Below are 26,249 nucleotides of genomic sequence, written 5' to 3'. Positions count from 1 at the left end.
GGGTTTCTCAGTCGCATTTCCGGACGGCGAACCGGTGCCCACTTCGCCTGGAAATGCTCAGGCGACATCCTTCCGCATGGTGGCCATGCCGCGGCGGCGGCCGAGCTCTTCGTAGCCGGCGCCCTCGTAAAGCCGCATGGCGGCCTCGTTGTCGGTTTCCGCCTTGAGCGTGACGGACATCGCGCCGAGATCGCGTGCGGCGTCCTCGGCCATCTCGGCCAGCTGCTTGCCCGCCCCGCCGCGCGCCTCCTCCTCGATGAAGACATAGACGAGGTGGCGAACCTCCGGCCCGATGCCGACGCGCAGCGCGAAGAAGCCGATCTCGCGGCCGCTTGCGTCGAGCACGTAGAAGGACGCGTCGTCGGGCTCGTTCAGCCACTTCTCCTGCCACTCGGCCGGATCGAAGGGGAACTTGGCGTTGGGATTGACCAGGGCGACATCCTCCTCGGTTGCCAGCAGGCGGGCGAGGGGGGCGAGATCGAACGGCGCGTTGGGCCGGACGCTGAGGTCGGTCATGGCGTGCGGGTTCCGGTTGTCTTGCGGGTCGGGCCGGACCCCGTGGGCGCGCCTCGCCGCGCAACGGCGCGATCGAGCGGCGCGTCGGCCACGGGGCCTGATCGGCCGGCGGGCTTGGCGCGCGCCGAGCCCTATCAAACCCGGCCCCCGCCTGGCCACCCCTGTCGCCTCAGAAGGGAAGCGGCGCGTTCTCCTTGACCTCCTTCAGGACGAAGAAGGTGCGGATCTGGCGCACGCCGGGCAGCGCGATCAGCATGCGGCCGTGCAGAGCGTTGAAGTCGCCTATGTCGCGTACCCGGATCTTCAGCAGATAATCGAACTCGCCGGCGACAAGCTGGCATTCCAGAAGCTCCGTCATGCCGGAGACGGCGGCCTCCAGCTCGGCGAAGCTCTCCGGGGTGGAGCGATCGAGCACGACGCCGACCATGACCAGCGTGCCCAGCCCGACGGAGGCCGGATTGACGCGCGCATGAACCCCGACGACGTGGCCCTCGTCGAAGAGGCGCTGGGTGCGGCGGTGGCAGGTGGCGGCGCTGACATTCACCGCCTTGGCGATCTCGGCATTGGTGAGGCGACCGTCGGCCTGAAGATGGCGCAGGATGGCGCGGTCGATGCGGTCGAGATCGGTCATGAACGATTCTTTCGTTTCAGGCGACTTCATCGCAAGTAATCATGGCTATGGACGAATTGCATGTAAAAGTTTGGAGAAATGCTCGGCGGAATATGAAAGCACCTTCCGGGCCGTCGGCGCTAGTCTGGTGGTCGACCCAACCAGGAGAGGTGCCCCATGTCGCTGCTTGAGAAATTCGACCGCTACCCGCTCACCTTCGGACCCACCCCTATCGAACCTCTGCCGCGGCTGAGCGCGGCGCTGGGCGGCAAGGTGGAGATCTACGCCAAGCGCGACGACTGCAATTCCGGCCTCGCCATGGGCGGCAACAAGCTGCGCAAGCTGGAGTACATCGTGCCGGATGCCATCGCCTCGGGGGCAGACACGCTGGTCTCCATCGGTGGGGTGCAGTCCAACCACACGCGCATGGTGGCGGCGACGGCGGCCAAGATCGGCATGAAGTGCGTGGTGATCCAGGAGAAGTGGGTGCCCCATTACGACGCGGTCTACGACCGGGTGGGCAACATCCTGATGACCCGGCTGATGGGCGCCGATTCGCGCCTCGTCGACGACGGCTTCGACATCGGCATCCGCAAGAGCTGGGAGGACGCCATCGAGTCGGTGCGGGCCGCCGGCGGCAACCCCTATCCGATCCCGGCGGGCGCCTCGGTGCACAAGTACGGGGCGCTCGGCTATATCGGCTTCGCCGAGGAGGTGGCGGAGCAGGAGGCCGAGCTGGGCTTCCGCTTCGATTACATCGTCGTGTGCGTGGTCACGGGCTCGACCCAGGGCGGCATGATCGTCGGCTTCGCGGCGCAGGACCGGGCCGACCGGGTCATCGGCATCGATGCCTCCGGCACCCTCGACCAGACCCGTGCCCAGGTCCGCTCCATCGTCGACAACACCGCGGAGCTGGTCGGCCTCGGGCGGGCGGTGCGCGAGGACGAGATCGTCATCAACCCGGATTACGCCTATCCGGCCTACGGCGTTCCCTCCGAGGAGACCAACGACGCGATCCGGCTCGCCGCCCGCACCGAGGCGATGATGACCGACCCGGTCTATGAGGGGAAATCGATGCAGGGCATGATCGACCTCACGAGGAAGGGCTTCTTCCCCGAAGGCTCGCGGGTGCTCTACGCGCATCTGGGTGGCGCGCCGGCGCTGAACGGCTACAGCTACTACTACAAGGACGGCTGACGGATCGTCCGACACGAGGGGGCCGCGCGGCCCCGCCTTCTCCAGAAGCACGCGGGAGCGATGCAGTTGTCCAACGCCCATCTGAAGACCATCGAGCAGCGGCTCCTGTGGCTCTCGCACTGGATGATCCACAACGCCAACCACATCCGCCCCAAGGCGGACGGCATCAAGGTGGGCGGGCACCAGGCAAGTTCGGCCTCGATGGTGTCGATCCTGACGGCGCTCTACTTCCAGGCGCTGAAGCCGGAGGACCGGGTGGCGGTGAAACCGCACGCCTCGCCGGTGTTCCACGCCATCCAGTATCTGATGGGCCGGCAGAGCCGGGAGAAGATGGAGGCCTTCCGCGGCTTCGGCGGCGTGCAGAGCTACCCGAGCCGCACCAAGGACGTCGACGACGTGGACTTCTCCACCGGCTCGGTCGGGCTGGGCGTCGCCATCACCTCGTTCGCCTCGCTCATTCAGGACTACGTCCACGCCAAGGCCTGGGGCAGCGACGCGCCGATGGGCCGGATGGTGGCGCTGGTGGGCGATGCCGAGCTCGACGAGGGCAATGTCTACGAGTGCCTGCAGGAGGGCTGGAAGAACGACCTGCGCAACACCTGGTGGATCATCGACTACAATCGCCAGTCCCTCGACGGGATCGTCCGCGAGGGCCTGTTCGGCCGGGTCGAGAAGATCTTCGACGCCTTCGGCTGGGACGTGGTGCGGGTGAAGTACGGGGCCTTGCAGCGGGCCGCCTTCGAGGAGCCCGGCGGCGAGCACCTGCGTGCCTGGATCGACGGTTGCTCCAACCAGGAATACGCGGCGCTGACCTACATGGGCGGCGCGGTCTGGCGCAAGCGGCTGATGGATGATCTCGGCGACCAGGGGGACGTCTCGGCGCTGATCGACCGGCGCAGCGACGCGGAGCTCGCCGCGCTGATGGAAAATCTCGGCGGCAACTGCGTGGCGACCATGGCGGAGACCTTCGCATCCATTGACCACGACCGGCCGACCTGCTTCCTCGCCTACACCATCAAGGGCTGGGGCACGCCGATTGCCGGCCACAAGGACAACCACGGCGGCCTGATGACCAAGGCCCAGATGGCCGAGTGGCAGAAGCACATGGGGGTGCCGGAAGGCCAGGAATGGGAACCGTTCGCCGCGGTAAAGGACGTCGACGCGCTGAAGGCGTTTCTGGCCGACGTGCCGTTCTTCCAAAGCGGGCCGCGGCGCTATTCCGACGCGCATATTCCGGTGCCCGCGGTGCCAGCACCGGACGATCGCGAGATCTCCACCCAGGCGGCGTTCGGCAAGATCCTCGATGCGCTCGCCAAGGGCGACAGCGACCTCGCCGCGCGCATCGTCACCACGTCGCCGGACGTGACCGGCACCACGAGCCTCGGCCCCTGGGTGAACCGGCGCAAGCTGTTTGCCCGGGCGGAACAGTCCGACGCCTTCATCAGTCACCGCATCCCGTCGACGGCGAAGTGGGAGTTCGCGCCGGAGGGCCAGCACATCGAGCTCGGCATCGCGGAGATGAATCTGTTCCTGCTTCTGGGCGCGGCGGGGCTGTCGCACAGCCTGTTCGGCAAGCGGCTGATCCCGGTGGGCACCGTCTACGACCCGTTCGTGAACCGCGGCCTCGATGCCCTGACCTACGCCTGCTATCAGGACGCCCGCTTCCTGATCGTCGGCACGCCTTCGGGGGTGACGCTGGCGCCGGAGGGGGGCGCGCACCAGTCCATCGGCACGCCGCTGGTGGGCATGTCCCAGGACGGGCTGGCGGCCTTCGAGCCGGCCTTCGCCGACGAGCTGGCGGTGATCCTGGAATGGGCCTTCGACTATCTGCAGCGCGACGGAGAGGGCGACCCTGACGAGCGCACCTGGCTGCGCGACGAGACGGGCGGCTCGGTCTATCTGCGGCTGACGACCAACCCGATCGAACAGCCCGGCAAGCGCGCCGACGATGCCTTCCGCCAGGGGGCCATCGACGGCGCCTACTGGCTGCGCAAACCGGGGCCGAATGCCGAGGTGGTCATCGCCTACCAGGGCGCGGTGGCGCCGGAGGCGATCCGCGCGGCCGGCCATCTCGCCGACAGCCGGCGCGACATCGGCGTGCTGGCGGTGACCTCGGCCGATCGGCTGAATGCCGGCTGGACGGCGGCGCAACGGGCGCGGGCGCGGGAGTTGTCGGGGGCCGAGGCGCACGTGGAACGGCTGATGGGCGGACTGCCCGCCCACTGCCGGATCGTCACGGTGATCGACGGCCACCCGGCGACGCTCTCCTGGCTCGGCGGCGTGGCCGGGCACCGGACGATCCCGCTCGGCGTGGAGCACTTCGGCCAGACCGGAACGATCGGCGACCTCTACGCCCACTATGGCATCGACGCGAAGGCGATCGTGGAGACCGTCGAGGGGCTCACCGCCGGCCGGCCGGCGGGACGGGTGCCGCGCGGCGTGCCCGACCAGGTCTGACCGCCGGACCTGCCAGTTCATGCAGAGGCCGGTTTCGGCGAGCACGGTCCGGGCGGGGCCGGGACCGCGCCGCCACAGCATGAGAGCGGACCACAGGTCCGGGGCTCAAGCCCTTGATGTCGAAGCCTAACGCGACGCCGCTTCAGGTGGCGCCACGCGACGCGCGTCTGCCGTGCCGTGTTGAAGGGATGGCCGTCGCTCACTGCGGATGGTCGCGGCGGTAAAGCTCCCACTCGTCGATGCGGATGCCGCCGGGCAGGGCGCACTCGTTCGAGGTGCCGGCGGCGGTGGTGTAGGCCTCCAGCGTGCCGCCCTGTTCGATGCAGTAGACCGAGGCGGGGTTGGCCAGGCCGACGGCCGGCTGCGCCGGGCCGCCATCGTTGGGGGTGCAGGCGGCGAGGCCCAGGCCAACGGCGAGCAGGCAGGCGGCGGGCGGAAACGGGGTCATGGGGTGGTCCTCTCTCATCTGGCAGGCCGTCGGTCGGTGCCCCCACGGGGACGGTTCCGGGACGTCCGGCCGTTATGGCGATCTAAAGCATTTCCGCGGCAGATGGACAGCGCACATGGCGGCGAAGCGTTAACCACCGGGGCCGGTCGAGCCCCTGGGTCGGGATGGCGACGCTGGGCACCATTCGCCACTTCTCGCTCATAAGATCTGCTTATGACGCCGAAAATCAGCTTCGCAGACAATCTGAGAATTTCGAAAATTCATCAACTTACATAAATGTTTGAAGCAATTTGTTAACCAAGAAAATCAGGATTGGGTTCGGCTCTTAAAGCGGCGCTTCAAGAGAGGCGTGCGAGGGAGAGGCGCGACCCGGGGAGCGACTGAACCCGGCCGGAAACCGTCGACGGTGAGGGGATCACAGGGCGGTGCGATGCATGGCGACGCGACCCGGGGCTGCGCGATCCGAGGCCTGGCGGTTCCGGGCCGGGGTGGTCTCAGGCCGGGTTCAGGTCGCGGGCACCGACGCGGTCGGCGACGTGGGCGCCGATCGGGATCGCGGATGTGGCGGCCGGCGAGGGGGCGCAGCACACGTGCAGCATCCGCTTCGTCTCGCGCAGCATGAAGTCGTTCTGCATGCTGCCATCCTCCATCACCACCTGGGCACGGATGCCGGCCTCGTAGGGCAGGAGGTCGTCCAGGGTGAGCGACGGACAGTACTTGCGGGCGAGCTCCAGGTAGGCGGCCCTTGAAAGCGAATTGCGCATCTCCGTGATGCCGCTCTTCCAGTGGCGGCCGGCGAGCTTCCAGAAGCCGGGATAGCGCAGCGTGTCGCCGAGATCGCGCAGGCTGATATCGGCCTTGCCGTAGCCCTCGCGGGCGCGGGCAAGAACGGCGTTAGGGCCGATCTTGATGGAGCCGTCGATCATCCGGGTGAGGTGGACGCCGACGAAGGGCAGGGCCGGATCCGGGATCGGGTAGATCAGGTGATCGATGATGCGGCCGCGCGCCGGCGCGAGCTTGTAGAACTCGCCGCGGAAGGGGACGATCCGGAAGTCGGTCTTGATGCCGGCCATGCGCGCCAGCCGGTCGGCCTGCAGCCCGGCGCAGACGACGAGCATCCGGGTCCGCAAGGGTCCCTGGGACGTCTCGACGGTGACGGCGTCGTCGGCCTCGTGAATGGCCAGAACGCCGGTCTCCAGGTGGATCTCGCCGCCACGCGCGCGGATCTCGTCGGCCATGGCGAGCGCGATGGCGCGGTAGTCGGCGATGCCGGTGCGCTCCACCAGCAGGGCGCCGAGGCCGGTGATGGCCGGCTCGCGGTCAGTGAGTTCGCCGGCGGACAGCCGGATCGGCGACAGGCCGTTCTGGCGGCAGCGGGCCTCCAGGCCGTCCATGCGCTCGAGTTCCAGCGCGTTGGTGGCGACCAGCAGCTTGCCGCATTGTTCGAAGGGGAGCTTGTGGCGCCGGCAGAAGGCGATGGTGGCGTCGACACCCGCCGCGCAGAAGCGGGCCTTGAGGCTGCCCGGCTCGTAGTAGACGCCGGCGTGGATGACGCCGCTGTTGTGGCCCGTCTGGTGGCTGGCGAGGGCGGCTTCCTTCTCCACCACCGCGATGGCGGCGCCGGGATGGCGCTCGGCGAGCTGCATGGCGCAGGAGAGGCCGACGATGCCGCCGCCGATCACCAGGAAGTCGTAGACGCGCCCGTCCGCCATGCCGGAGTGGTCCTTTGCCGTTTCGCCCCCAATAGCGCATGGCGGGGGAACGCGCCAAGGACGCGGGTCGCGTCGGCGGCCAGGAGGGCTCATGATCGGGAAGCCGAATCCCCGGTCTCACCGAACCCGGACGCGATCATGACCGAGACTGCCGCCCCGCTTCATCTCGAGGACCTTGCCGTCGGGCAGCGCTTCACCAGCCCGAGCCACACCATGGAGGCGGAGGAGATCAAGGCGTTTGCGGCCGCTTACGATCCACAGCCCTTCCATCTCGACGAGACGGCGGCGGACGCGAGCTTCTTCCGGGGGCTGGCGGCGAGCGGCTGGCACACGGCGGCCGTCACCATGCGGCTTCTGGTGGAGGGCGGGGCGCCGCTGGCGAACGGCATCATCGGGGCGGGCAGCGAGGTGACGTGGCCGCGTGCGACGCGTCCTGGCGACGTCCTGACCGCGGTCACCGAGATCGTGGAGATCAAACCCTCCCGCTCGCGGCCCGAGCGCGGGCTGGTGACCCTGCGCACCGAAACGCTGAACCAGCGCGGCGAGGTGGTTCAGGTGATGACCTCGAGGGTGGTCGTCTGGCAGCGCGGCATCCGGCCGGAATAGGTGCTCCGGCCGGATGTGCGTGCCGGAGGCTGGTCAGTCCACGACGACGTAAACGGTGGTGTTGTTCTGAACGACGGGCCGGTAGTAGACGCCGCCGCAGCGATAGGCCGGCCCACCGCGGTAGCGAACGTTCACGCAGCCGCCGGGAAGCCGGGCGATGGAGCGCGTGACCGGGGTGCCCGGAGCACCGACGCCGGGGGCGCCAAGCCCCGGCCGCACGCCCGGACCGGGGCGACCCACGCCCGGTCCGGGGTCGAGCGCGAGGCTCGGCAGCGGGGCGGACAGCAGGGCGGCGGAAGCAAGCACGGCGAGGAGGGGGGCACGCATGGACAGCGGTCTTCCTGTTCTGGCCGGGCCCGATGCCCGGTGCCGCAATAAGGCGCTCCCGGCGCGACGCTGTCACGACATTCCGGATTTCGGGGACGGCCCCATCACGCAAAACGGCCGGCGCGCATGGCACCGGCCGCTTGACCTTTCCAGTCACCGCGAAGCCGAGACGGCTCAGAGGCTGGAGACCTGACCCGGATTGTGGCGGACCACCACCTTCGCGCCGACCTTGGCGCGGGTGTAGAGGTCCTCGACATCGGCGTTGTTCATCCGGATGCAGCCGGAGGAGACGTTCTGGCCGATGGACCAGGGCGCGTTGGTGCCGTGGATGCGATAGAGCGAATCCCGGCCGCCGGTGTAGAGGTAGAGGGCGCGGGCGCCGAGCGGATTGTTGATGCCGCCGGGCATGCCGCCGGCGTACTTCTTCAGCTCCGGGTCGCGCTTGATCATGTTCTTCGTCGGCGTCCAGGACGGCCACTCGGCCTTGCGGCCGATCTTGGTCTGGCCGGCCCAGGCAAACCCTTCCTTGCCCACGCCAACGCCGTAGCGAATCGCCTTGCCGCCCGGTTCGACCAGGAACAGGAACTTTTCCTGCGTATCGACGATGATGGTGCCGGGTGCCTCGTCGGTGGGGTAGTCGACGATGGTCTTCCGGAACTTCTTGGGCACCGTATTGCGGGAGGTGGTTCCCTGACCGAGGCGGGCGGGATCATAGGTGATCCAGCTGCCGCTCGAGGGATCGTAGATTCGCTCCTCCGCATGCGTGGGAGCCGCGGCGACGAGGGCGACGCCGAGCCCGAGAATCGCGCCCGTGAGAAGTCGCCTGATGCCGAAAGCCGTCATCGGTTGCAAATGTCCTCAGCCAGTGTGTTTCGCTGACCGAAAACTAGCACGTCGCTGAAGCGTACAGGTGACGCAAACCGTCTTTCCGCCCCCGCAGGCCTACAATTGTATACACATTCCGGTGAGGACGGCCGCGCTGGCCGTTCGCGGCGATCAGCTCGTCGGATCGTAGAGGGCGGCACCCTGCTTGAGCACGATCACCTTGGTACCGGGCTCGGTCCGGGAATAGAGGTCGATGACGTCCTCGTTGTTCATGCGGATGCAGCCGGAGGAGACGCTGTGACCGATGGACCAGGGCTCGTTGGTGCCGTGGACCCGGTAGAGGGAATCGCGACCGTCCTTGTAGAGATAGAGCGCGCGCGCGCCGAGCGGGTTGTCCGGTCCGCCGGGCATGCCGCCGGCATATTTGGCGGAGTCCGGATCGCGTTCGATCATCTCGGCAGGCGGCGTCCAGGTGGGCCATTCCGCCTTGCGGCCGACTTCCACCTCGCCCGACCAGCCGAAGCCCTCGCGGCCGACGCCGACGCCGTAACGGATCGCCTGGAAGTCGGGCAGGACGTAGAAGAGATACTTGCGGTCGGTGTCGATGATGATGGTGCCGGGCGGCTCGGAGGTGCGGAAGGGAACCAGGGTGCGGCGGAAGCGCTCTGGCGTGACCCGGCCGCGCGCGGTGGCGTCGCGTTCCACCTTTTCCGGATCGAAGCTGATCCACGTCTTGCTCGACGGGTCATAGATCCGCGACGACGACTGGGCGCTGGCGGTGCCGGCGAGGCCGAGGGCCAGCGCCAGAATTCCCAGAGCGGCTATCAAGCGGGTCATCATGATCCCAGTTCCTCACTTCATCTCCGGCACGGCAAGATGATCGGCCGGCCTGTCAGGTCAATGCGCGTGGGCCGTGCCCGGTTCCGGAAGGCTCGCCGTGTCGACCGGACGCTTTCGAGTGGCACCTAGTCCTCAATCCAGCCGTCGACCCGGTCGGCATTGGCCGAAATCCAGGCGCGGGCAAAGTCTTCCGGCGGCGTCCGCTCGACGATGAGGGCATAGGTCATGTCCTCGATCGCATCGGGCTGCAAGTCCATGTTGGCGAGCAGCGCGGCGATCTTCGGCGCATCCTTTTCCAGCCCGGTGCGGTGCGCCATGTGGATGAAGGAGATCGCCCAGGCGGTGGACGCGGTGGAGGCTTCCAGCCAGTCCGGGTCCTCGTCCGGCGAGCGGATCGTCCAAGTGGTCGGATCGTGGGCCGGCTCCTCCAGCATGACGAGGTCGTGGAGGGCGAACATGTGGTGCGGCTCGTAGCAGTAGAAGACGATGGGCTCGCCCAGCGAGGCGGCCACGTCGATGCCGGCCATCGCCACCGGCTCGTCCGCCTCGATCAGGGTCATGGTTTTGTCGTAGCCGTAGCTCTTCGCCCGGATCTTCTCGATGCGGGTGGAGTTCCATCCCTCCGCGCCGATCCAGATCTCGCCGGTCCCGTCGGAATCGGTGTCGAGCAGGTCGGCGGTCTGCTTCGCGCGGAGGTCGTCGACGGAGCGGATGTCGAAGGCCTCGGCCGCCTGCTTCGTGGTGCACAGGCCCTGGCGGGCCGGCACGCCGCGCGACAAGAGCGTGACTGCGTGGGAGCCGTCGACATGGGTGGCGACCTGGGTGCGGTCGTTGGGCAGCCAGACCTCCGGCAGGATGTCGATCTCGCCGGCACCGGCCGCCTCCCAGAGCTCGCCCGTGGCGCCGGAGCGCAGTTCGGCGGTTCCGCCGAGCCGGGTTTCCACGATGGCCTTGATCAGGTGGGCGGTTGCCTGGGCGGACGGCCAGTCGCCAACCCCGATGACAACGTCTGCCGCGCGGACGGGAAGGGCGCTCGTGGCCAGGATCCCGACGGCAAGGGCGGTTCGAACGGTGCGCCGCATGCGGCTTCTCCCGGTTTGGTCGGCGCACGCGACGCCGCGTCTGGTTGCAATCATGCCCCAGCGGGCCCTTGAGCGGGAGTGCGGGGCGTATCGCTCAAGCGATTGTGTCCGGGCGTCGGACAAAAGAAAAGGCGCGCTCGGCGCGCGCCTTCTCGGGTTCGCAGGGGCGGGGTGTCCGCCGGAGGCCGGAGCTCAGATGCTTTCCGGCTTCTGGAACAGGAGGATCCCCCAGGCCAGGTTACCGGCGTCGGCCGCCGTCACCCAGTTGTCCAGGCCGGTCAGCATGCGCTGGAGGTAGGCCTCGGAAGAAAGCCCCACGAGGCTGTCGTAGTCGGCCTTCACCTCCTCGGCGACGCGCGCGTAATGGGTGCGCAGGTTGCCGGTGAGGTCGAGATGCTGGCCCTCGGTGAAGCCCGCCTCGCGCGCCAGACGGCGGTAGAGAGCGAAGGAGCCCATGTTGTCGAGGTGAATGCGGTCGAGCACCGGCTTGAGAAGCTCGGGGTTCTCGACGACATCGGCCTGCATCGGGTCGGTGAAGATGAAGCGGCCACCCGGCTTCAGGACGCGGAAGACCTCCTCGAACACCTTCGCCTTGTTGCCGGAGTGCAGGATGGCGTCCTGAGCCCAGACAAGGTCGAAGCTCTCCGCCGGCTCCTGGATGTCCTCGAACGAGCCGTGATGAACGCTGACCAGATGATCGAGCTTCTGCTCGCGGTTCATCTGGCGGTTCCGCGCGTTCTGGATCTCCGAGATGTTCAACGCCACGACCGGGCAGCCATAGGTGCGGGCGAGCACCCGGGCCGAACCGCCGTAGCCGGCGCCGATGTCGAGAACGCGGGTGTCGGCATCAATCCGGCCGGCGGTCTCGCACATCTGCTTGACCGTCAGGTGGCTGGCTTCCTTGATGTCCTTCGTCGTCTCGTAGAGTCCGACGTGGATGTCCTCGCCGCCCCAGATGTTGAAGTAGAACTCGTCCGCGGCCTTGTCGTCATAGTAGGCCTCGGCGGTGGTGGCGGCGGCCTTCGCGGCGTCGGCGAGGGTCGGATCCTCGAGGCTTTCGTCCTCCACGAAGCTCTTCTCGCAGACGTGGACGAAGAAGTCGGGATCGTATTCCTGGTAGGTCTCCTGGAAGTCGCCATAGGTCCGGATCGTCTGGAATCCGGCTTCCTGGAGCAGCTTGCGCATGTAGTTCTTGCGCAGCGGGAACATGTTCAGATTGTATTCCGACCCGTCCGGGAACGAGTAGCGGAAACGGGCGAGACCGTCGTCCAGATATTCCGGCTCGGCAACGACCTTCTCGCCGCAATAGTAGTATTTGTGCTTGGTGCTGAAGCCCTTGTCGAGGATGGCGTCGTAGTTGCGCTGATCGATGATCAGCACGCCGTCATGCTTCAGGCAGGCGTAAAACTCGGCCAGCGCGCGGCGACGGTCGTTCTCGTCGAACAGGTGGTTGAACGAGTTGCCGAGGCAGATGATGGCGTCGAACTTGCCGTTGATGTCCTTGGACAGCCAGCGCCAGTCGGACTGGACCGTCTTGAGGATGAGCTTGCGGTCCTTGCCATTCTCGAAGGCGCGGGCGAGCATCGCCGCGCTGCCGTCACTGGTGGTCACGTCGAAGCCCGCCTCGATCAGGCGGACGGAATGGAAGCCGGTGCCGGCGGCGACGTCGAGCACGCTGTGGGCGCCGCGCGAGCGCAGCACGTCCACGAAGAAGCGCCCCTCGCTATCCGCGCGCGCGTCCCAGTCGATCAGCTCGTCCCACTTCTCCACGAAGGACTGGACGTACTCGGCGCGGTACTGGTCGGTCTCGCGCACCTCGGTCGGATCGCCCTCGTATTCCTGTTCCTGGAGGACGAGTTCGCGGTTGATTTCGGCTTTCTGCTGCATATCGGTGATCCTTCGGTTTGCCGACCTCGCTTGTCGCATCCAGGGGCCAACGCGGATCCCCACCTCCCGAACGACGGCCGGCGACCTACTTGTGCTGACCGGCGGCCGCCTCCGGAGAGGCCGGCACACCGGCAGTCGCGGTCATACGCGTTGCGGGACCAAGGAGGTGATCCCGCACGCGACTGCGGCAAAGCCGTTGCCGCAGCCGATGACGAGCGCCGGGCATGCGTGCGCGCCCGGCCTCAGTGGTGTCAGGAGGCGATCTTCACGCCGGCGTCGGCGGCGAGCGCCTCGGCCTTGTCGGTCTTCTCCCAGGAGAAGCTGTCCTCGGTCCGGCCGAAGTGGCCGTTGGCCGCGGTCGGACGGTAGATCGGGCGCAGAAGATCGAGCATCTGGACGATGCCCTTCGGGCGCAGGTCGAAATGCTCGCGCACGAGATTGGCGATGCGGTCCTCGCCGATCTTGCCGGTGCCGAAGGTGTTGATGTTGATCGACACCGGACGCGCCACGCCGATGGCGTAGGCGATCTGGACCTCGCAGGTGTCGGCGAGGCCGGCCGCCACGATGTTCTTGGCGACATAGCGGGCGGCGTAGGCGGCGGAGCGATCGACCTTCGTCGGATCCTTGCCGGAGAAGGCACCGCCGCCGTGACGGCCCATGCCGCCGTAGGTGTCCACGATGATCTTGCGGCCGGTCAGGCCGCAGTCGCCGACAGGACCGCCGATGACGAAACGCCCGGTCGGGTTGATGTGGAACTTGATGTCCTTGTTGACGCCGAAGGCCTTCACCTCGGGCATCACGACTTCCTCGATGACCGCAGCCTTGAGGTCCTCGTAGGACACGTCCTCATCGTGCTGAGTGGAGAGCACGATGGTGTCGACGTGGGTCGGCTTGTTGTCGTCGTAGGCGACGGACACCTGGCTCTTCACGTCCGGGCGCAGCCACGGCAGCTTGCCCGACTTGCGGACTTCGGCCTGCTTCGCCGTCAGGCGGTGGGCCAGCTGGATCGGGAGCGGCATCAGCTCGTCGGTCTCGCGGCACGCGTAGCCGAACATCAGGCCCTGGTCGCCGGCGCCCTGTTCCAGGTCGAGACCGGCACCCTCGTCAACGCCCTGGGCGATGTCCGGGGACTGCTTGTCCAGCGCAACAAGAACGGCGCAGGACTTGCCGTCGAAACCGTAGGCCGGATTGTCGTAGCCGATGTCGAGGATGGTCTCGCGGGCGATGTCGGAATAGTCGAGCTGCGCCTTGGTGGTGATCTCGCCGGACAGGACGACGAGGCCGGTGTTGACCAACGTCTCGCAGGCGACGCGGGAGTGCGGATCGACGGACAGGCAGGCGTCGAGCACGGCGTCGGAGACGTTATCGGCGACCTTGTCCGGATGACCGGCGCCGACAGACTCCGACGTGAAGATATAATTGCGCGACATTTACGTTTCCCTTGTTCGTTCTGACCCTCCTCCGCGCAGCGCCGGGCGCCGGCAAAGGACAGGCTAGCTCGTGATGGCCGAAACCGTGCGGACACCCGCGAAACGGGGCGCGTTCCGGCTTCGTGCCGACCGTGCTGTGATGGGCAGGCCCTCTACGACAGCGTAGATTGCGAGGTCGAAAGCAAACCTACCGAAAAACGCAGCCGCTTTTCCGTAGAGTTAGCGCCTGTTCCCCAAGCCCACACCAATTCGCGGCACGATCGTGCCGTTTTCAGAATGTGCGCGTGCATGTGCGGGTCTAAATGCAGGCGATATGACACCACCATGACGAAGCCCCCACCGGTTCCGCGGTTGCGAAACCCCGGCACGCGTCGCCGACACCATAGTGAAATCTGACGAGAGCAGAACCTACCAATTCAATATTTCTCATGTTAGGGTGGCCAGTCGTCGTCGTCAGGCGTGCCTCCCTGGTGAGACTGCACGGGCGGGCGCGTGCGATCGGGCCCTTCAGGTCCGCCTGACCGCCCGGCCACAGCCGGCGGGATCGCAGGCGATCAGGGCCGCAAGCGGCAAGCCCGGATTGAACCGACCGCATTCGACCAGACCCGAACGGATCGGAGCGCAAGGGATCGGCTCGCCCAGAGCGAACGCCCTGCGCCGGACGCCGTTGCCGGCCTGCCGCCATGGTGCAGAGGCTCAGGGCTGGCTGTGCTTCGCCTCGAGGCGGGCGAGAAACCAGCCCAGCACGGCCTTCCACAACTCGTCCTTCAGGACGCCGCCTTCCACGTCGGTGTCGAGGTTCGGGTTGTCGTTGATCTCGATGACTACGGGTCCGTCCGGGCCGACCTTGATGTCGACCCCGTAGAGACCGTCGCCGACGGCGGCGGTGGCGCGCATGGCGACATCGATCACCTCGGCGGGTGCCTCGTCGACGGCGAAGGTCTTGAAGCCGCCCTCGCGGGCCGCCTTGCCGTCCTCATGCTTGATGATCTGCCAGTGGTTCTTGGCCATCATGTACTGGCAGGCGAAGAGGGCCTTGCCGCCGAGCACGCCGACGCGCCAGTCGAAGCTCGTCGGCATGTACTCCTGAGCCAGCAGCAGGTCGGTTTCCTCCAGGAGGGACGCGACGAGGGCCTTCAGCTCCTCCATCGTCTGGACCTTGTGCACGCCGCGGCTGAAGGACCCGTCCGGGACCTTGAGAACCACCGGAAATCCCAGCGTCTCGGCCGCACGTGCGGCATCGGCCGGGGAGGCGAGGACGAGACTATTCGGCACCGGCACCCGGTGGGCCTCCAGCAGCTCCTTCAGGTAGATCTTGTTGGTGCAGCGAATCATCGAGACGGTGTCGTCGATGACCGGCATGCCCTCCTGCTCGGCCCGACGGGCAAACCGGTAGGTGTGGTCGTCGATCGAGGTGGTTTCCCGAATGAACAGTGCGTCATATTCGGCGAGCCGGGTCAGGTCGGATTTCTGCACCAGCTCGACGGCCACGCCCATGCGCTCGGCCACGGTGGCGAATTGTTCCAGCGAGCGCCGGCTGGTGGGAGGCAGCGCTTCTCTCGGATTGTGCAGGACGGCCAGCGTGTAGCGGGCCGGCTTGCGCGGCTTCGGGGTGCGCCAGCGCCGGCGGGTATGGCGTTCCAAACAATCGAGGAGGAACGGTCGGTCGGCCGCGGCAAGGCTCTGGATCGGCAGCGTGCGGATCCGGGTGATGGCAGCCCAAGGCCCGTCGCCGAGCGAGACTTCGAGAAGGGGCGCGCGGTACCAGTCGAACAGCAGGGCCGCGAAGCGTTCGAACCCCGTCCGGTCGGGTTGTCCGAAACCGACCAGCAGACGGACCGGACGCTCTGGCGGATTGTTCATGCGGCGCAGGTCGGAGTTGAGGGCATCCTCGAGCTCCGGCAGGCCGGCGCGGTAGAGCGCCTTGCGCGACAGCTCGATCATGGTGTGGACGGTGGGCAGCACGCGGTGGCCGCGCGCCTCGGCCAGCAGCGAGGCGTAGTAGCCCGCGCTCTGATAGGCATAGCTGCGGGTCAGGTTCACCAGGATGGGACGGCGGCCGGCGAAGATTTGCGGCCGGGCGATATAGTCCCGGACCGTGAGCACCTTGTGGATGGTCTCGGCCTGGTCGAAATCCCGGTAGTGATCGACGAGAATGACCCAGTCACTCACTGGTCAGGCTCCCTGAGGGTGTCCGCCCCGGTCGTTAAGGACCGGGTTCGCGGGGTGTGGCCCCTGTTCAATCGCTTTGTGCCCGGGTTCGTTCGCCGGGGCGGGCAAGCCTGTCAGCGCAAACGCCTCCGCGCGGCTGCCCGACCTGGAGGCGGCGGGGAGAGCGTTTTCGCGAATCGATGCGCATCGGCGCCATCGTCGTAGTAGGCGGGCCAGTCGCCTGCATGTCGATAGCCATGACGGAGGTAAAGCGAGATGGCGCCGGCGTTGTCGGTGCGCACTTCCAGCTTGATGACGACGGCTCCGCGGGCGGCCGACACCTGGTCGGCGGCCGACAAGAGGGCGGACCCGATGCCGGTGCCGCGTGCCTCTGCCGCGACGGAGAGCGAGTAGAGGCGGGCGATTCGCGAGCCCCGGCGGAAAAGCAGCAGCAGCGCGCCCACGATGCGGCCGTCGACCTCCGCCACGATCAGCGCCGCGGACGGGCGGGCCATGAGCGTGCGCAGGCTGCGCCGGGACAGGCGATCGGTGGCGAAGGCGCTCTCTTCCAGGCGGACAAGGGCGTCCAGATCCGCCGGCGCGGCTGCACGCAGCGTCAGGCCGGGAACGGGGCGGGAGGCAGGCGATCGGCGGCGGACAGACGACATGGCGCGCCCATGCTGGAGACAGGCGGGGCGGCCGCATGTCGGGTGAAATGCATCGTTCTCCGGCATCATCTGGTGATCGCGGCGCCGCGCGCCATATTCCGGGCACGGAAAATTGCAGTGTCTCCACCGCTGGGATAAGCAATCCGGGCCGCAACGGGACGGGCGGACCGATCGAACGACAGATTACGGTATCGATGGCGAACGACGATCAGGAACTTGGACGATGGGAACGTCCGCTCGAATCCAAGACCGAGCGGTATGCCGCGTGGGGCAGCACGCTCTTCAAGGATCACGGGGTCGTTCGACTTCTCTATCGCAACCGCCACAAGGTCAGCGACGAGCTGTGGCGCTCCTCGCAGCCGGTTCCCTCAGATATCCGCTGGGCGCGGCGCAAGGGCGTGCGCACCATCATCTCGCTGCGGCACTCGTCCAATTTCGGCGCCTGGCCGCTGATGCGCGAGACCTGCGAGAGCAAGGGGCTCAGCCTCGTCAACCTGCCGCTGTTTTCGCGGGAACCACCGACCCATGACGCGGTGCGTCACGCCAAGTCGGTGTTCGATTCCATCGAGTACCCGGCGCTGCTGCACTGCAAGTCCGGCGCGGACCGGGCCGGGATGGGCGCTGCACTCTACGTGCTCCTGCGCCAGAACGGATCGGCGGACGATGCCATCCGGCAGCTAAACTGGCGCTATGGCCACATGAAATTCTCCAAAACCGGCGTGCTGGACGCCTTCCTGCAATTCTACAAGCGCGACGGGGAAGCTAGGGGAATCGCCTTTCTCGACTGGATCGAGACCCGCTATGACCGCGCGGCGCTGATTTCGCAGTTCAAGTCGAACTACTGGGGCGACGTGCTCGTCGACCGTCTGCTGCGCAGGGAATAGCCATGGCGGGGTGGGGGCGCATCGATCAGGCCGAGGCGCGGAGCATGCTCGGGGACCGGCCGTGACGGTGCTCCGACAGCGGCCGCTCAGAATCCTGATGTTCGCCAACTTCGACCGGCGACGCAGGCAGACGTTCTTCTACAACGTCGACCAGAAGCTCTATCGCGGCTTCATCCGGCTCGGGCACCTGGTGCTGGGCTTTTCCGACCGCGATACCGCGCGCGAGCTCTCGCCCCTGCCGGGCAAGCGCTGGGGCGTGGGGCGGATGCATGCCCGATTCCTGGAGACGGTGGAGCACTTCCGGCCCGACCTGGTCGTGATGGGCCACGCCGACAAGACGGGCCCGGAGATCTTCGCCGCCATCCGCGAGCGGGCGCCGGGCGTGCGCATCGCCCGTTTCTGCGTCGACGATCCGCAGGTGAACACAGGGCCGGTGGCCTCCTTCGCCGAACAGGCCGCGCTCGCCGATGTCGGGTTCATCACGACGGGCGATGCGGCAGCCCTGAAGGCGATCAGCCGGCGCGAGGGCTCGATCGGCTACCTGCCTGCGACCATGGTCGATTCCGCCTGCGAGACGGCGCGGGTGTTCGACGAGCCGGCGGACCGGCTGGCCTGGGACGGGCTGTTCCTGGGCACGGGGCGGCTCGGGCGGGCAGCGCAGCTGGACTATCTGAAAGGGCAGCTGCCGGACGGCTTCCGCTTCGAGGTCGGTGGCCGCGCGGCGACGGGGGTGCAGCTCAGAAGCCTGGAATTCTACGAGACACTGGCCAAGGGCGCCATGTCTCCGGCGCTGCCCATCGACGACAGGGTGCCTTCGCTGAAGCTCTATTCCTCCGACCGGATCGGCCAGCTTCTCGGCATCGGCGTGGCGACGCTCACCCATCGCCCCGCGGGCTTCGAGGACCTCCTGGAAGAGGGGGCAATCGCGTTCGACGGGCGCGAGGACCTGGCGGAGACCATGGCGCGGCTCTGGCGCGACGACGCGGAGCGCCGGCGCCGGGCAGAGATAGGATGGCGGCTGGCACACGAGTGCACACCGAACTGGCGGGTAGCGCGCTACCTGGCGGAAACGGTCTTCGATCAGGACTATTCGGAGCCCTACGAGTGGCCGACCGGGCTGATTGCGTGAGTAAATTTCCACGACCTCCCCGCGATCGGTAGCGGGTAACCGCACGCGCCCCTTGCCTGGGGATTGCTTTAGGCCACCGGCTCCGGTCTCGGTTGGCGCAGTTCGATCAGGAAGTCCTCCTCCACGATCGCACTGGCGAGGCGCGCGGACGTTTCTTCCCAAGTGAGCCGCGGCATCGCGTCAGAGGTGGGATGCCTGCCGTCGCGGTAGAGCGCAAGCCACTTCTGCACCTCGGCAGCCAACTCCGTGCCGTCGGACGCGGAGAAGAAGAAGGCGTGCTCGCCGGCGACTTCGCGGAAGACCGGGATGTCGCGGGCCATGATGGGCAGCTTGTACTGGGCAGCCTCGATGAGGGGCAGGCCGAAGCCTTCACCGCGTGAGGCAGCGATCAGGCAGACGCTGGCAGCGTATGCCCGCTCCAGGTACTCGTCCGAGACGCCTTCCAGCCAGAACAGGCGCTTGCCACGCTCCTTGTGGCCGCGCAGGCGCTTGGCCAGATCGTCGACGAGCCAGCCTTCCTTGCCGACGATGGCGAGGTTGACGTCGACGCCCTCCGCCCAGAGCGCCTCGAAAGCATCCAGCGTCTGGGCATGACCCTTGCGGGGCTCCAGCGTGCCGACCATCAGGAAGGTGGGGCGGCTCTCCAGTGTGGCCAGCACGGCCTCGGCGTCTGCCGGAAGGCCGGTCCAGGATTTCGAGCCGGTGAAGTCGGAGCCGTGGTGGAACCAGCCAATGCGGAACGGGTGCGGTTTCAGCCGGCCGGTGTCGCGGATCCAGTCTGACAGCTCATGGGCCACGGCGCGGGAGACGCAGAAGGCGCCGTCGCTCTCGGCCACAACGGACAGCCAGTCCTCGTGCAGGGTGCGCATCTGCGGCGGAAAGATCCCATCCAGCAGGATTGGCAACAGATCGTGCACCAGGAAGTAAACCTTCACGCCATGGTGGCGGGCAGTCTGGTAGAAGGCACGCTGCATCTGTGCAACGTGATGCTGGAGGTCCAACATGAACAGAATGTCGCCCGGCGCGAAGTCTATTTCATCGTCCTCGACCTCGCCGACCGGGTGGCCGAGAAAGTCGAGTGTGAAGCGGGTCGCATAGCGATAGCCGTGGTGAGTGGTCGCGTAGACCGGCTGCACTTGGTAGCCGGCTGGCGGGTTCTGTAGCCAGTTGCGCAAGATGTTGCGCACGACGCGCTGGACACCGGAGCGGGCATCGCGCTGCGAAAGCTCGGAGACATCGACCAGAAGCTGACGCGGCGCCCGGGTTGCCGGGAAGGTCAGGGACAGCGCTTCCGCGGCCCGGCCCCAGTCGTCCCGGTCGTCCGGAGTGCGCTCAAGGGCGGCAATGGCGCCTGTGGCCTGCCGCAAGCCGACGTCGGACCTGGAATAGATCCGCTCCAGCGACGCGGTGAGCAGGTCGGCGGAGGCGGCAGCGTCGGGCTCCCCGTCCGGGCCGCTGACGGTGAACGCCGTCCCGCTTTGTGCCAGCGCGGCTTCGACCGCCGCACCGGTCGAGGGAGCTGCGGCGGCGGAGACCACGGTCAGGCCGGCGTCCGCCAGGTCGAGCGCCAGCCCCGAGGCATGGGCTTCGACCGCCGCTCCGAAGGCGACCGCGGCATCCGCGGCTGCTGAGACGACGGCGAGGGCCGGGCCGTGCCCGGGGTCGAACAGCATGATGTCGGGCGCGCCAAGGCCGCGCGCGGCAAGGGCGTTAGCCAGCCGTGTGCGGTCCGCGCCGGGTGCCGGTGCGAGGACGAGGAGACGGGTCCCCTCCGGAGCCGCCGCAGCCACCGCTTTCACGGCGGCGAGCGTCGCCGCTTCGCTGGCCGGATCGCACAGCACGACAAGAGAAGGGGTCGTGTCATCGAGTCCCAGTCGGGTGCGCGCGTCCCGTCGGGTGGGGAGCGGCCGTTCGGCGGGTGCATGTGCGAAGGGAACGATTGGCCAGTCGGCCGCATCCGGGACGCCGGCATCCGCCGAGGCGCGTGCGACAGCCGCACTTCCGGCGAGTATGCCGAGGGAGCGGGCAACAACATCGTGAACGAGCGGGCCGGAAGTTGCGGCCCGCGCGGGATCCGCCGCGGGGTCTGCGAAATCGGCAAAGCCATGACACGCGCGCAGCAGCCGCAAACGGACGCCGGGCTCCAGCGAACGATCCAAGCGGGCGGCGAGCTCGGCCTCCGTGAGGATAACGGTGCCCGGGATCTCAAGGGCGAGATCGGCGATGTCGGCGTCGCCGGCGCCGCCGAGGCAATAGAGGATCCGGTCATACCGCCCGGCCTCGCGGCGAAAGGCCTCGCGCGTCAGGCAGCCTGATACGCCGTCCGGCAGGTGCGACGCGTCGGCGCTGCCGGAGGCGGCGACCACGTCGATTTCGTAGCGCCAGGCAAGCTCGGGCAGAAGCGGTAGCAGCCTATGGGCCGCGCCGAGCCGGAGATCCGAGGTCGGGGCGACTACAGCAAGCCGGTGGGGGCGCGACACAGCCGGCTCGACCCGTTCAGACCGTTCGCTTTGGATGCGCTCGAGTGCCTCGACCGCGATCCGGGCCGACCGGTCCCAGGAAAACAGCTCAGCCCGTTCGAGCGCGAACCGCGACAGCTCGGCGCGCCGGTCCGGTGCTTCGAGCAGTTCGGCGACGAGGCGGGCGAATGCCGCAGGGTCCTCCGGGTCAAACATGGCGTCCTCGCGCCCGATGACCTCCGGCACGGCGGACGCGTTGGATCCGATGGTGGGAGCGCCGCAGGACATCGCCTCCAGGGCAGGCAGGCCGAAGCCCTCGTGCCGGGAGGGGAAGACACAAAGTTCAGTCAGATTGTAGAGACGGATCAGGTCGGGATCGGGAACGTAGCCGGTGAAGACGATATCTTTGCTGCCGAGACCGGCCTTTTTGCGGACCTTGTCGAGCCGGCGCTCCGTCGCCTTGTGGATGCGGCTGGCGATGACGAGCTGACGGGTGTTGCGGATCCGATCGGGTAAGTTCGCCCAGGCACGGATGAGACCGTCGACATTCTTGTGGTGATCGAAGCCACCCGGGGCGCACAACACGAAGGGGCGCGCTATCTTGTAGGTTGTCTTGAGGCGTTCGGCCTCCTTCTGGTCGACCGTGATCTTTTGGAACTTGGGATCGGCCGCGCCGGAGATGTTGGCGATGCGATCGGCGGGATACCGTAGATGCTCTTCGGCCTCAATGCCGCTCGATGCGGAGATGGCTAGCAGCAGGTCGGCGCGGCGCAGGTTTTCAAGTTTGCGCGCATACCACGACGAGACCACCGAAGACGTCAGGTACGCGTCCTTGTAGATGAGCGGGATAAGGTCGTAGAGGATCACGGCGGTTGCCCACGCCCGGTGCGCGGACGGGACGCGCGACACGGAGTCATCCGCGAACCCCTCGAACAGGCTGGACACCAGTACGATGTCCGGCTGAAGCTCGGCCAGGAACGCCTCGTAGATCTTCTCCGAGGCCTGACGCCGCCAGGCGTTGGTAGGGTCGCGACCATGCACGAAGCCGAGCCCGCGCCAAACCTTGATGCAATCGAGACCGAGGATGCCCTCGAACTCCGCTTTCAGCGTGTCGATGGACTCCGGGAAGACAGAATTGAGCGCAATGGTGATGCGGTTGTCGCCGCGATTGCGCGCAATCGCCTTGGCCAGCAGCAACGAGTAGCGGCCGATGCCGCGGAAGCGGCTTTCGCACTGGGCGCCTTGCAGGTCGATGACAATATGCATCAGCCGGGGATGCGTCCCGCCGCGCGCTTAAGGTCGGCTTCGATTAGCCGGATCCGGGCGGTGCGGCCGGGATACTCTGGTTTGGTGGCGGGCTGCGGAAACGGAGAGTACTTCGCCAGCCGCCGCTTCATCTTCTTGGCAAACTTCCCGGGAAGGACGGGCTCCAGCTTCAGAACGTACTTCGTGGTGAGGTACTTCCGGCGTCGCCTATCAAGTTGCCGGAATTCTGCAATCCGGGCTCCGAGCCGTGGCGGCAGCAAGCGCATTACCGTGGTCATGGTCGGTTACGGATACCTAAGTGTGCTGATCGGTGAAACGGGCGTCGAAGCCGGCGCCCATTTGGCCGATCCCGCAACGATAGCGGCGAACGATCGACTGCTAGAAGAACACCCGACCGGATTTCACGCGATCGTAGTCGGCCTTGACCATCAGCTCGGTGAGTCCGGCAAGGTCGGTCTTCGGCTCCCAGCCGAGACCAGCCTTGGCTTTCGCCGGATCCCCGATGAGGATCTCGACCTCAGCGGGCCGGTAGAACTTCGGATCGACCTGGACGAGCCTCTTTCCGCTCTTGCGGTCGATGCCGACCTCGTTCTCGGCCTCACCTTCCCATGCGATGTCGTAGCCAAGGGCTCTGCCGGCCCCTTCGACGAAAGCGCGGACGGTGTAGGTGTTGCCGGTGGCCAGAACGTAGTCGTCCGCCTTGTCCTGCTGCAGCATGCGCCACATGCCCTCGACGTACTCGGCCGCGTATCCCCAGTCGCGCTTTGCATCCATGTTGCCAAGATACAGCATGTCCTGCTCGCCCTGGGCGATGCGGGCCAGCGCAAGGGTGATCTTGCGGGTGACGAATTCGACTCCGCGCAGCGGGCTCTCGTGGTTGAACAGGATGCCCGACGAGGCATGCAGGTCGAACGACTCCCGATAATTCACCGTGATCCAGTGACCGTAGAGCTTCGCGACCCCGTAAGGGCTGCGCGGATAGAACGGCGTGACCTCGGTCTGCGGGATCTCGCGGACGTGACCGAACATCTCGGAGGTAGAGGCCTGGTAGAAGCGGCACTGCGGAACAATGTCGCGGATGCCTTCCAGGATTCGGCAGACGCTGACGGCGTCCACGTCGGCGGTGTAGAGCGGCAGGTCCCAGGAAGACCCGACGAAGCTCTGTGCCGCGAGGTTGTAGAACTCGTCCGGTTTAACCTTATCGAGAAGGCGCAGGATGTTTTGGAATTCGCTGAGGTCGAAGGTGACGAGCTCGACGTCCTTGTCGATACCCAGTTCCGCCAGGCGGTGAATGATTCCGGTAGACGTACGCCGGATGCCACCGACGACGCGGTAGCCCTTCTCAAGGAGAAGTCTGGACAGGTAAGCGCCATCCTGGCCGGAAACGCCTGTGATAAATGCCGTTTTGGTCACCGGGGAACCTTTTGCTGAACCTGCGTCGTCGAGAGACCGAGGGCCAAGATGGTCGGCTCGCGACCGCCAGACTGGGAGATTACAGCCCGGCTTATTTGTAGGACACTTTCACAAGGCATCGACGCTGCATTGTCAAGATGTGGCTGGGTCGGAGCCGTGCTTTTCCGCCCTGCGTCCCCCCACCGCTTGACGCTCGGTGCGGGAAGTTCTAGTCGGTCCCGGCTACTGGCCGACGGGCCGTTGTCCTCGCGCACGGGAGCCGTCGCCGAGGATACGGACGCAAATGCCCGAAGCCGGCGTCTTCGTTGACCACAGCCGGGGGCTGTTCGTGAACGGTGATCTGTCAGAAAGGATCGGCTCCGCTTGCACGCCCGCCGCAGGTCGATAGGACCCGCCAGAGCGCAACGCTGATCCCATCATCTCCGCGTAATCGAAGGTTCGTCGCATGTCTTTCACTCAAACCCGGGACCGGCTGCCGCACTGGCTTTCGCGGATGCTGAAAATCCCGTCGACGGGCGACATCAGCCTGTTCGTTGACATCTTTCGGACCTACTTCCGCATCTTCTGGAAGAAGTATGTGATCATCTTCATCCTGATCGGGTTTGTGTCGGGCACCACCGCCGGCATCGCCTGGATGGTGAAGGACGTGGTGGAGACGGTGTTCGTTGATCAGAAGGCTCCTCTGATCCTGCCGCTGTTCTTTGCGGTTGTGGCCGTCTTTCTGGTTCGTGGCCTGTCGCTCTATTTCCAGTCGGTGCTGTCGAACCAGATCTCGAATGCCCTGGTCGCCGACATCCAGAACCGGATGTTCGAGCACATCATGCGGCAGAAAGTTTCGTTCTTCTCCCGTTACAGCTCCGACGACCTGACCATGCGCTTCAACCAGGGGGCGGCGGGCTTCAACTCGATCCTCAACCAGGTCCTTGTGAACGGGCTTCGCGATGCGGCTACCCTGGTCGCCCTTCTCGGAGTGATGCTGTTTCAGGATGCCTATCTGACCATCTGCTCCTTCCTCGTTGCCCCGATCGTCTTTTACGGTGTGAGTAGGCTCCTCCGACGTATCCGTGGGCTGGTGGGCGCGGAACTGGCCGGTTACCAGTACCTGAACCGGCAGGTGCGCGAGACGGTTCAGGGTATCACTGTCATCAAGGCTTTCCGGCTCGAGCAGCCGCTCCTGAGCGAAAGCCGCGAGATCATTGAGGGGCTGCGCCAGCAGAAGAACCGCATCGCCGCCCTGAACGCGGCGCCGCTGCCACTGCTGGACACGGTCGGCGGTGTCGCGGTGGGACTTGCCATCCTTTACGCCGGATGGCGCCTGACGATGGGGGTCTACTCCCCCGGCACGTTCATGTCATTCCTGACGGCCCTGCTTCTCGCTGCGGATCCGGCGCGCCGGCTCAGCCAGATGCGCGTGCAGATCCGGACCGCCATGATGGCGGTCGAGATGGTCAACAGCCTTCTCAATGATACGGATTACGAGGAGAGCGGTCCGACCCGGCTGCCCGCGCCGGCCGGCCACTCGATTTCTGAGGAAGCCGAGCCCGCCGTCCCAGCTATCGCCTTTGAGAATGTCGACTTCCGATATGGCGACGGGGGGCTTGTCCTGGACGGGATGAATCTGGAGATCAAGCAGGGCGAGATGATCGCCTTGGTCGGTCCATCCGGCGCCGGCAAGTCGACCGTGTTCAAGCTCCTGATGAAGTTCTTCCTACCGACCGGCGGTACGCTGCGGCTGTTCGGTCACGATGTCGGCCAGCTCGACACAGGCGACATCCGCGACTCAATCGCCTTCGTCAGCCAGTCGAACTACATCTTTTCCGGGACTATCCGAGACAATCTCACCCTCAAGGACTCCTCAGTGTCTCACGAGCGCGTCGTCGCGGCGTGCGAGGCTGTCGGCCTGCATTCCTTCATCGAGGCGCAGCCGGCTGGCTACGACACGGACGTGGGCGAGCTGGGTGCAATGATCTCCGGTGGACAGGCCCAGCGGCTGAACATGGCGCGTGCCATCATCCGCGATGCGCCGATCCTGCTGCTGGACGAGGTCACGTCGGCGCTGGACGCCGAGAACGAGCAGTTGATCAAGGACTATGTCCGCTCCCAGGCGAAGAAGAAGACCATCATCGTCATCGCGCACCGCCTCTCGACAGTGAAGGAGGCGGACCGGATCGCGCTCATCGACAGCGGGCACGTCACCGACCAGGGCACCCACGACGAGCTGGTCGAGCGCAATGACTACTACAAGCGCATCGTCATGCTGCAGTTCGAAATGGGCGAGGCGGCGGAGTAGGGCGGCCGCGCCCACTCGCAGTCGAGCCAAGTTCAAGGGCGCGACCGGGATC

Annotated in this window: 21 protein-coding genes; 6 read left to right on the top strand and 15 right to left on the bottom strand. The window is 66.6% G+C overall.

All coding sequences use genetic code 11. The annotated features are described in order from the left end of the window. Positions 1-57: 57 nt before the first annotated feature. Both C507_RS0118220 and C507_RS0118215 read right to left on the bottom strand, forming a co-directional pair. Complete coding sequence (locus tag C507_RS0118220) at positions 58-516, bottom strand: GNAT family N-acetyltransferase (protein ID WP_018701161.1); 459 nt, start codon at positions 514-516, stop codon at positions 58-60. A gap of 169 nt (positions 517-685) precedes the next feature. After that, positions 686-1,147, bottom strand: a complete 462-nt coding sequence (locus C507_RS0118215) for an Lrp/AsnC family transcriptional regulator (protein ID WP_026319230.1) — start codon at positions 1,145-1,147, stop codon at positions 686-688. 156 nt (positions 1,148-1,303) lie between these two features. On the opposite strand from C507_RS0118215, the gene C507_RS0118210 reads away from it, so the two are divergent. Continuing rightward, positions 1,304-2,323, top strand: a complete 1,020-nt coding sequence (locus tag C507_RS0118210) for a 1-aminocyclopropane-1-carboxylate deaminase (RefSeq protein ID WP_018701159.1) — start codon at positions 1,304-1,306, stop codon at positions 2,321-2,323. A 60-nt stretch (positions 2,324-2,383) separates the two neighbouring features. After that, positions 2,384-4,780: a 1-deoxy-D-xylulose-5-phosphate synthase N-terminal domain-containing protein gene (locus tag C507_RS0118205; protein WP_018701158.1), complete on the top strand. Its 2,397-nt coding sequence runs from the start codon at positions 2,384-2,386 to the stop codon at positions 4,778-4,780. Positions 4,781-4,979: 199 nt separating this feature from the next. Here the strand turns inward: C507_RS0118205 and C507_RS0118200 are convergent, their stop codons facing one another. Both C507_RS0118200 and lhgO read right to left on the bottom strand, forming a co-directional pair. Continuing rightward, on the bottom strand, positions 4,980-5,228 hold the full coding sequence (locus C507_RS0118200) for a putative hemolysin (RefSeq protein WP_018701157.1): 249 nt from the start codon (positions 5,226-5,228) through the stop codon (positions 4,980-4,982). A gap of 494 nt (positions 5,229-5,722) precedes the next feature. Next, on the bottom strand, positions 5,723-6,940 hold the full coding sequence (gene lhgO, locus C507_RS0118195; protein WP_018701156.1) for an L-2-hydroxyglutarate oxidase: 1,218 nt from the start codon (positions 6,938-6,940) through the stop codon (positions 5,723-5,725). 138 nt (positions 6,941-7,078) lie between these two features. Between lhgO and C507_RS0118190 the strand changes: the two genes are divergently transcribed. Further along, complete coding sequence (locus C507_RS0118190; RefSeq protein WP_018701155.1) at positions 7,079-7,546, top strand: MaoC family dehydratase; 468 nt, start codon at positions 7,079-7,081, stop codon at positions 7,544-7,546. Between the two features lie 33 nt (positions 7,547-7,579). Here C507_RS0118190 and C507_RS21960 read toward each other — a convergent pair whose 3' ends face one another. From C507_RS21960 to C507_RS21955, 8 genes are all read right to left on the bottom strand, one after another. Continuing rightward, positions 7,580-7,873, bottom strand: a complete 294-nt coding sequence (locus C507_RS21960) for a hypothetical protein (protein WP_018701154.1) — start codon at positions 7,871-7,873, stop codon at positions 7,580-7,582. Between the two features lie 174 nt (positions 7,874-8,047). Beyond that, entirely contained in the window at positions 8,048-8,716 is a 669-nt protein-coding gene (locus C507_RS0118180; protein WP_018701153.1) for a L,D-transpeptidase, read from the bottom strand. A gap of 153 nt (positions 8,717-8,869) precedes the next feature. After that, on the bottom strand, positions 8,870-9,538 hold the full coding sequence (locus C507_RS0118175; RefSeq protein WP_018701152.1) for a L,D-transpeptidase: 669 nt from the start codon (positions 9,536-9,538) through the stop codon (positions 8,870-8,872). A gap of 125 nt (positions 9,539-9,663) precedes the next feature. After that, positions 9,664-10,620: an ABC transporter substrate-binding protein gene (locus tag C507_RS0118170; RefSeq protein ID WP_018701151.1), complete on the bottom strand. Its 957-nt coding sequence runs from the start codon at positions 10,618-10,620 to the stop codon at positions 9,664-9,666. Between the two features lie 192 nt (positions 10,621-10,812). Beyond that, the gene (locus tag C507_RS0118165) at positions 10,813-12,507 is read right to left on the bottom strand and encodes a glycine/sarcosine N-methyltransferase (protein WP_018701150.1); all 1,695 of its coding nucleotides are present in this window, start codon (positions 12,505-12,507) and stop codon (positions 10,813-10,815) included. A 251-nt stretch (positions 12,508-12,758) separates the two neighbouring features. Next, positions 12,759-13,937, bottom strand: a complete 1,179-nt coding sequence (gene metK, locus C507_RS0118160; protein WP_018701149.1) for a methionine adenosyltransferase — start codon at positions 13,935-13,937, stop codon at positions 12,759-12,761. A gap of 696 nt (positions 13,938-14,633) precedes the next feature. Beyond that, entirely contained in the window at positions 14,634-16,109 is a 1,476-nt protein-coding gene (locus C507_RS0118155; protein WP_018701148.1) for a RimK family protein, read from the bottom strand. A 113-nt stretch (positions 16,110-16,222) separates the two neighbouring features. Next, the gene (locus tag C507_RS21955; protein WP_051089814.1) at positions 16,223-16,756 is read right to left on the bottom strand and encodes a GNAT family N-acetyltransferase; all 534 of its coding nucleotides are present in this window, start codon (positions 16,754-16,756) and stop codon (positions 16,223-16,225) included. Positions 16,757-16,950: 194 nt separating this feature from the next. On the opposite strand from C507_RS21955, the gene C507_RS0118145 reads away from it, so the two are divergent. Both C507_RS0118145 and C507_RS0118140 read left to right on the top strand, forming a co-directional pair. Further along, positions 16,951-17,640 (top strand): protein tyrosine phosphatase family protein, encoded by a 690-nt coding sequence (locus tag C507_RS0118145; protein ID WP_018701146.1) that lies wholly within the window; start codon positions 16,951-16,953, stop codon positions 17,638-17,640. Between the two features lie 61 nt (positions 17,641-17,701). After that, positions 17,702-18,769, top strand: a complete 1,068-nt coding sequence (locus C507_RS0118140) for a glycosyltransferase family protein (RefSeq protein ID WP_040401403.1) — start codon at positions 17,702-17,704, stop codon at positions 18,767-18,769. 68 nt (positions 18,770-18,837) lie between these two features. Here C507_RS0118140 and C507_RS21950 read toward each other — a convergent pair whose 3' ends face one another. From C507_RS21950 to gmd, 3 genes are all read right to left on the bottom strand, one after another. After that, entirely contained in the window at positions 18,838-22,494 is a 3,657-nt protein-coding gene (locus C507_RS21950) for a glycosyltransferase family 4 protein (RefSeq protein ID WP_018701144.1), read from the bottom strand. Beyond that, positions 22,494-22,772: a hypothetical protein gene (locus C507_RS0118130; protein ID WP_026319229.1), complete on the bottom strand. Its 279-nt coding sequence runs from the start codon at positions 22,770-22,772 to the stop codon at positions 22,494-22,496. Before C507_RS0118130 ends, C507_RS21950 begins: the two co-directional genes overlap by 1 nt. Before the next feature lie 100 nt (positions 22,773-22,872). Next, complete coding sequence (gene gmd / locus C507_RS0118125; RefSeq protein WP_018701142.1) at positions 22,873-23,907, bottom strand: GDP-mannose 4,6-dehydratase; 1,035 nt, start codon at positions 23,905-23,907, stop codon at positions 22,873-22,875. Between the two features lie 445 nt (positions 23,908-24,352). Here gmd and C507_RS0118120 point away from each other — a divergent pair, with 445 nt between their 5' ends. Further along, positions 24,353-26,197 carry an ABC transporter ATP-binding protein gene (locus tag C507_RS0118120; RefSeq protein WP_018701141.1) on the top strand — a complete coding sequence of 615 codons (1,845 nt, stop codon included), beginning with the start codon at positions 24,353-24,355 and terminating at the stop codon, positions 26,195-26,197. Positions 26,198-26,249 lie beyond the last annotated feature (52 nt).

The organism is Amorphus coralli DSM 19760 (assembly GCF_000374525.1).
Classification (GTDB): domain Bacteria; phylum Pseudomonadota; class Alphaproteobacteria; order Rhizobiales; family Amorphaceae; genus Amorphus; species Amorphus coralli.
This window is presented reverse-complemented; position numbering and strand designations above follow the sequence as displayed.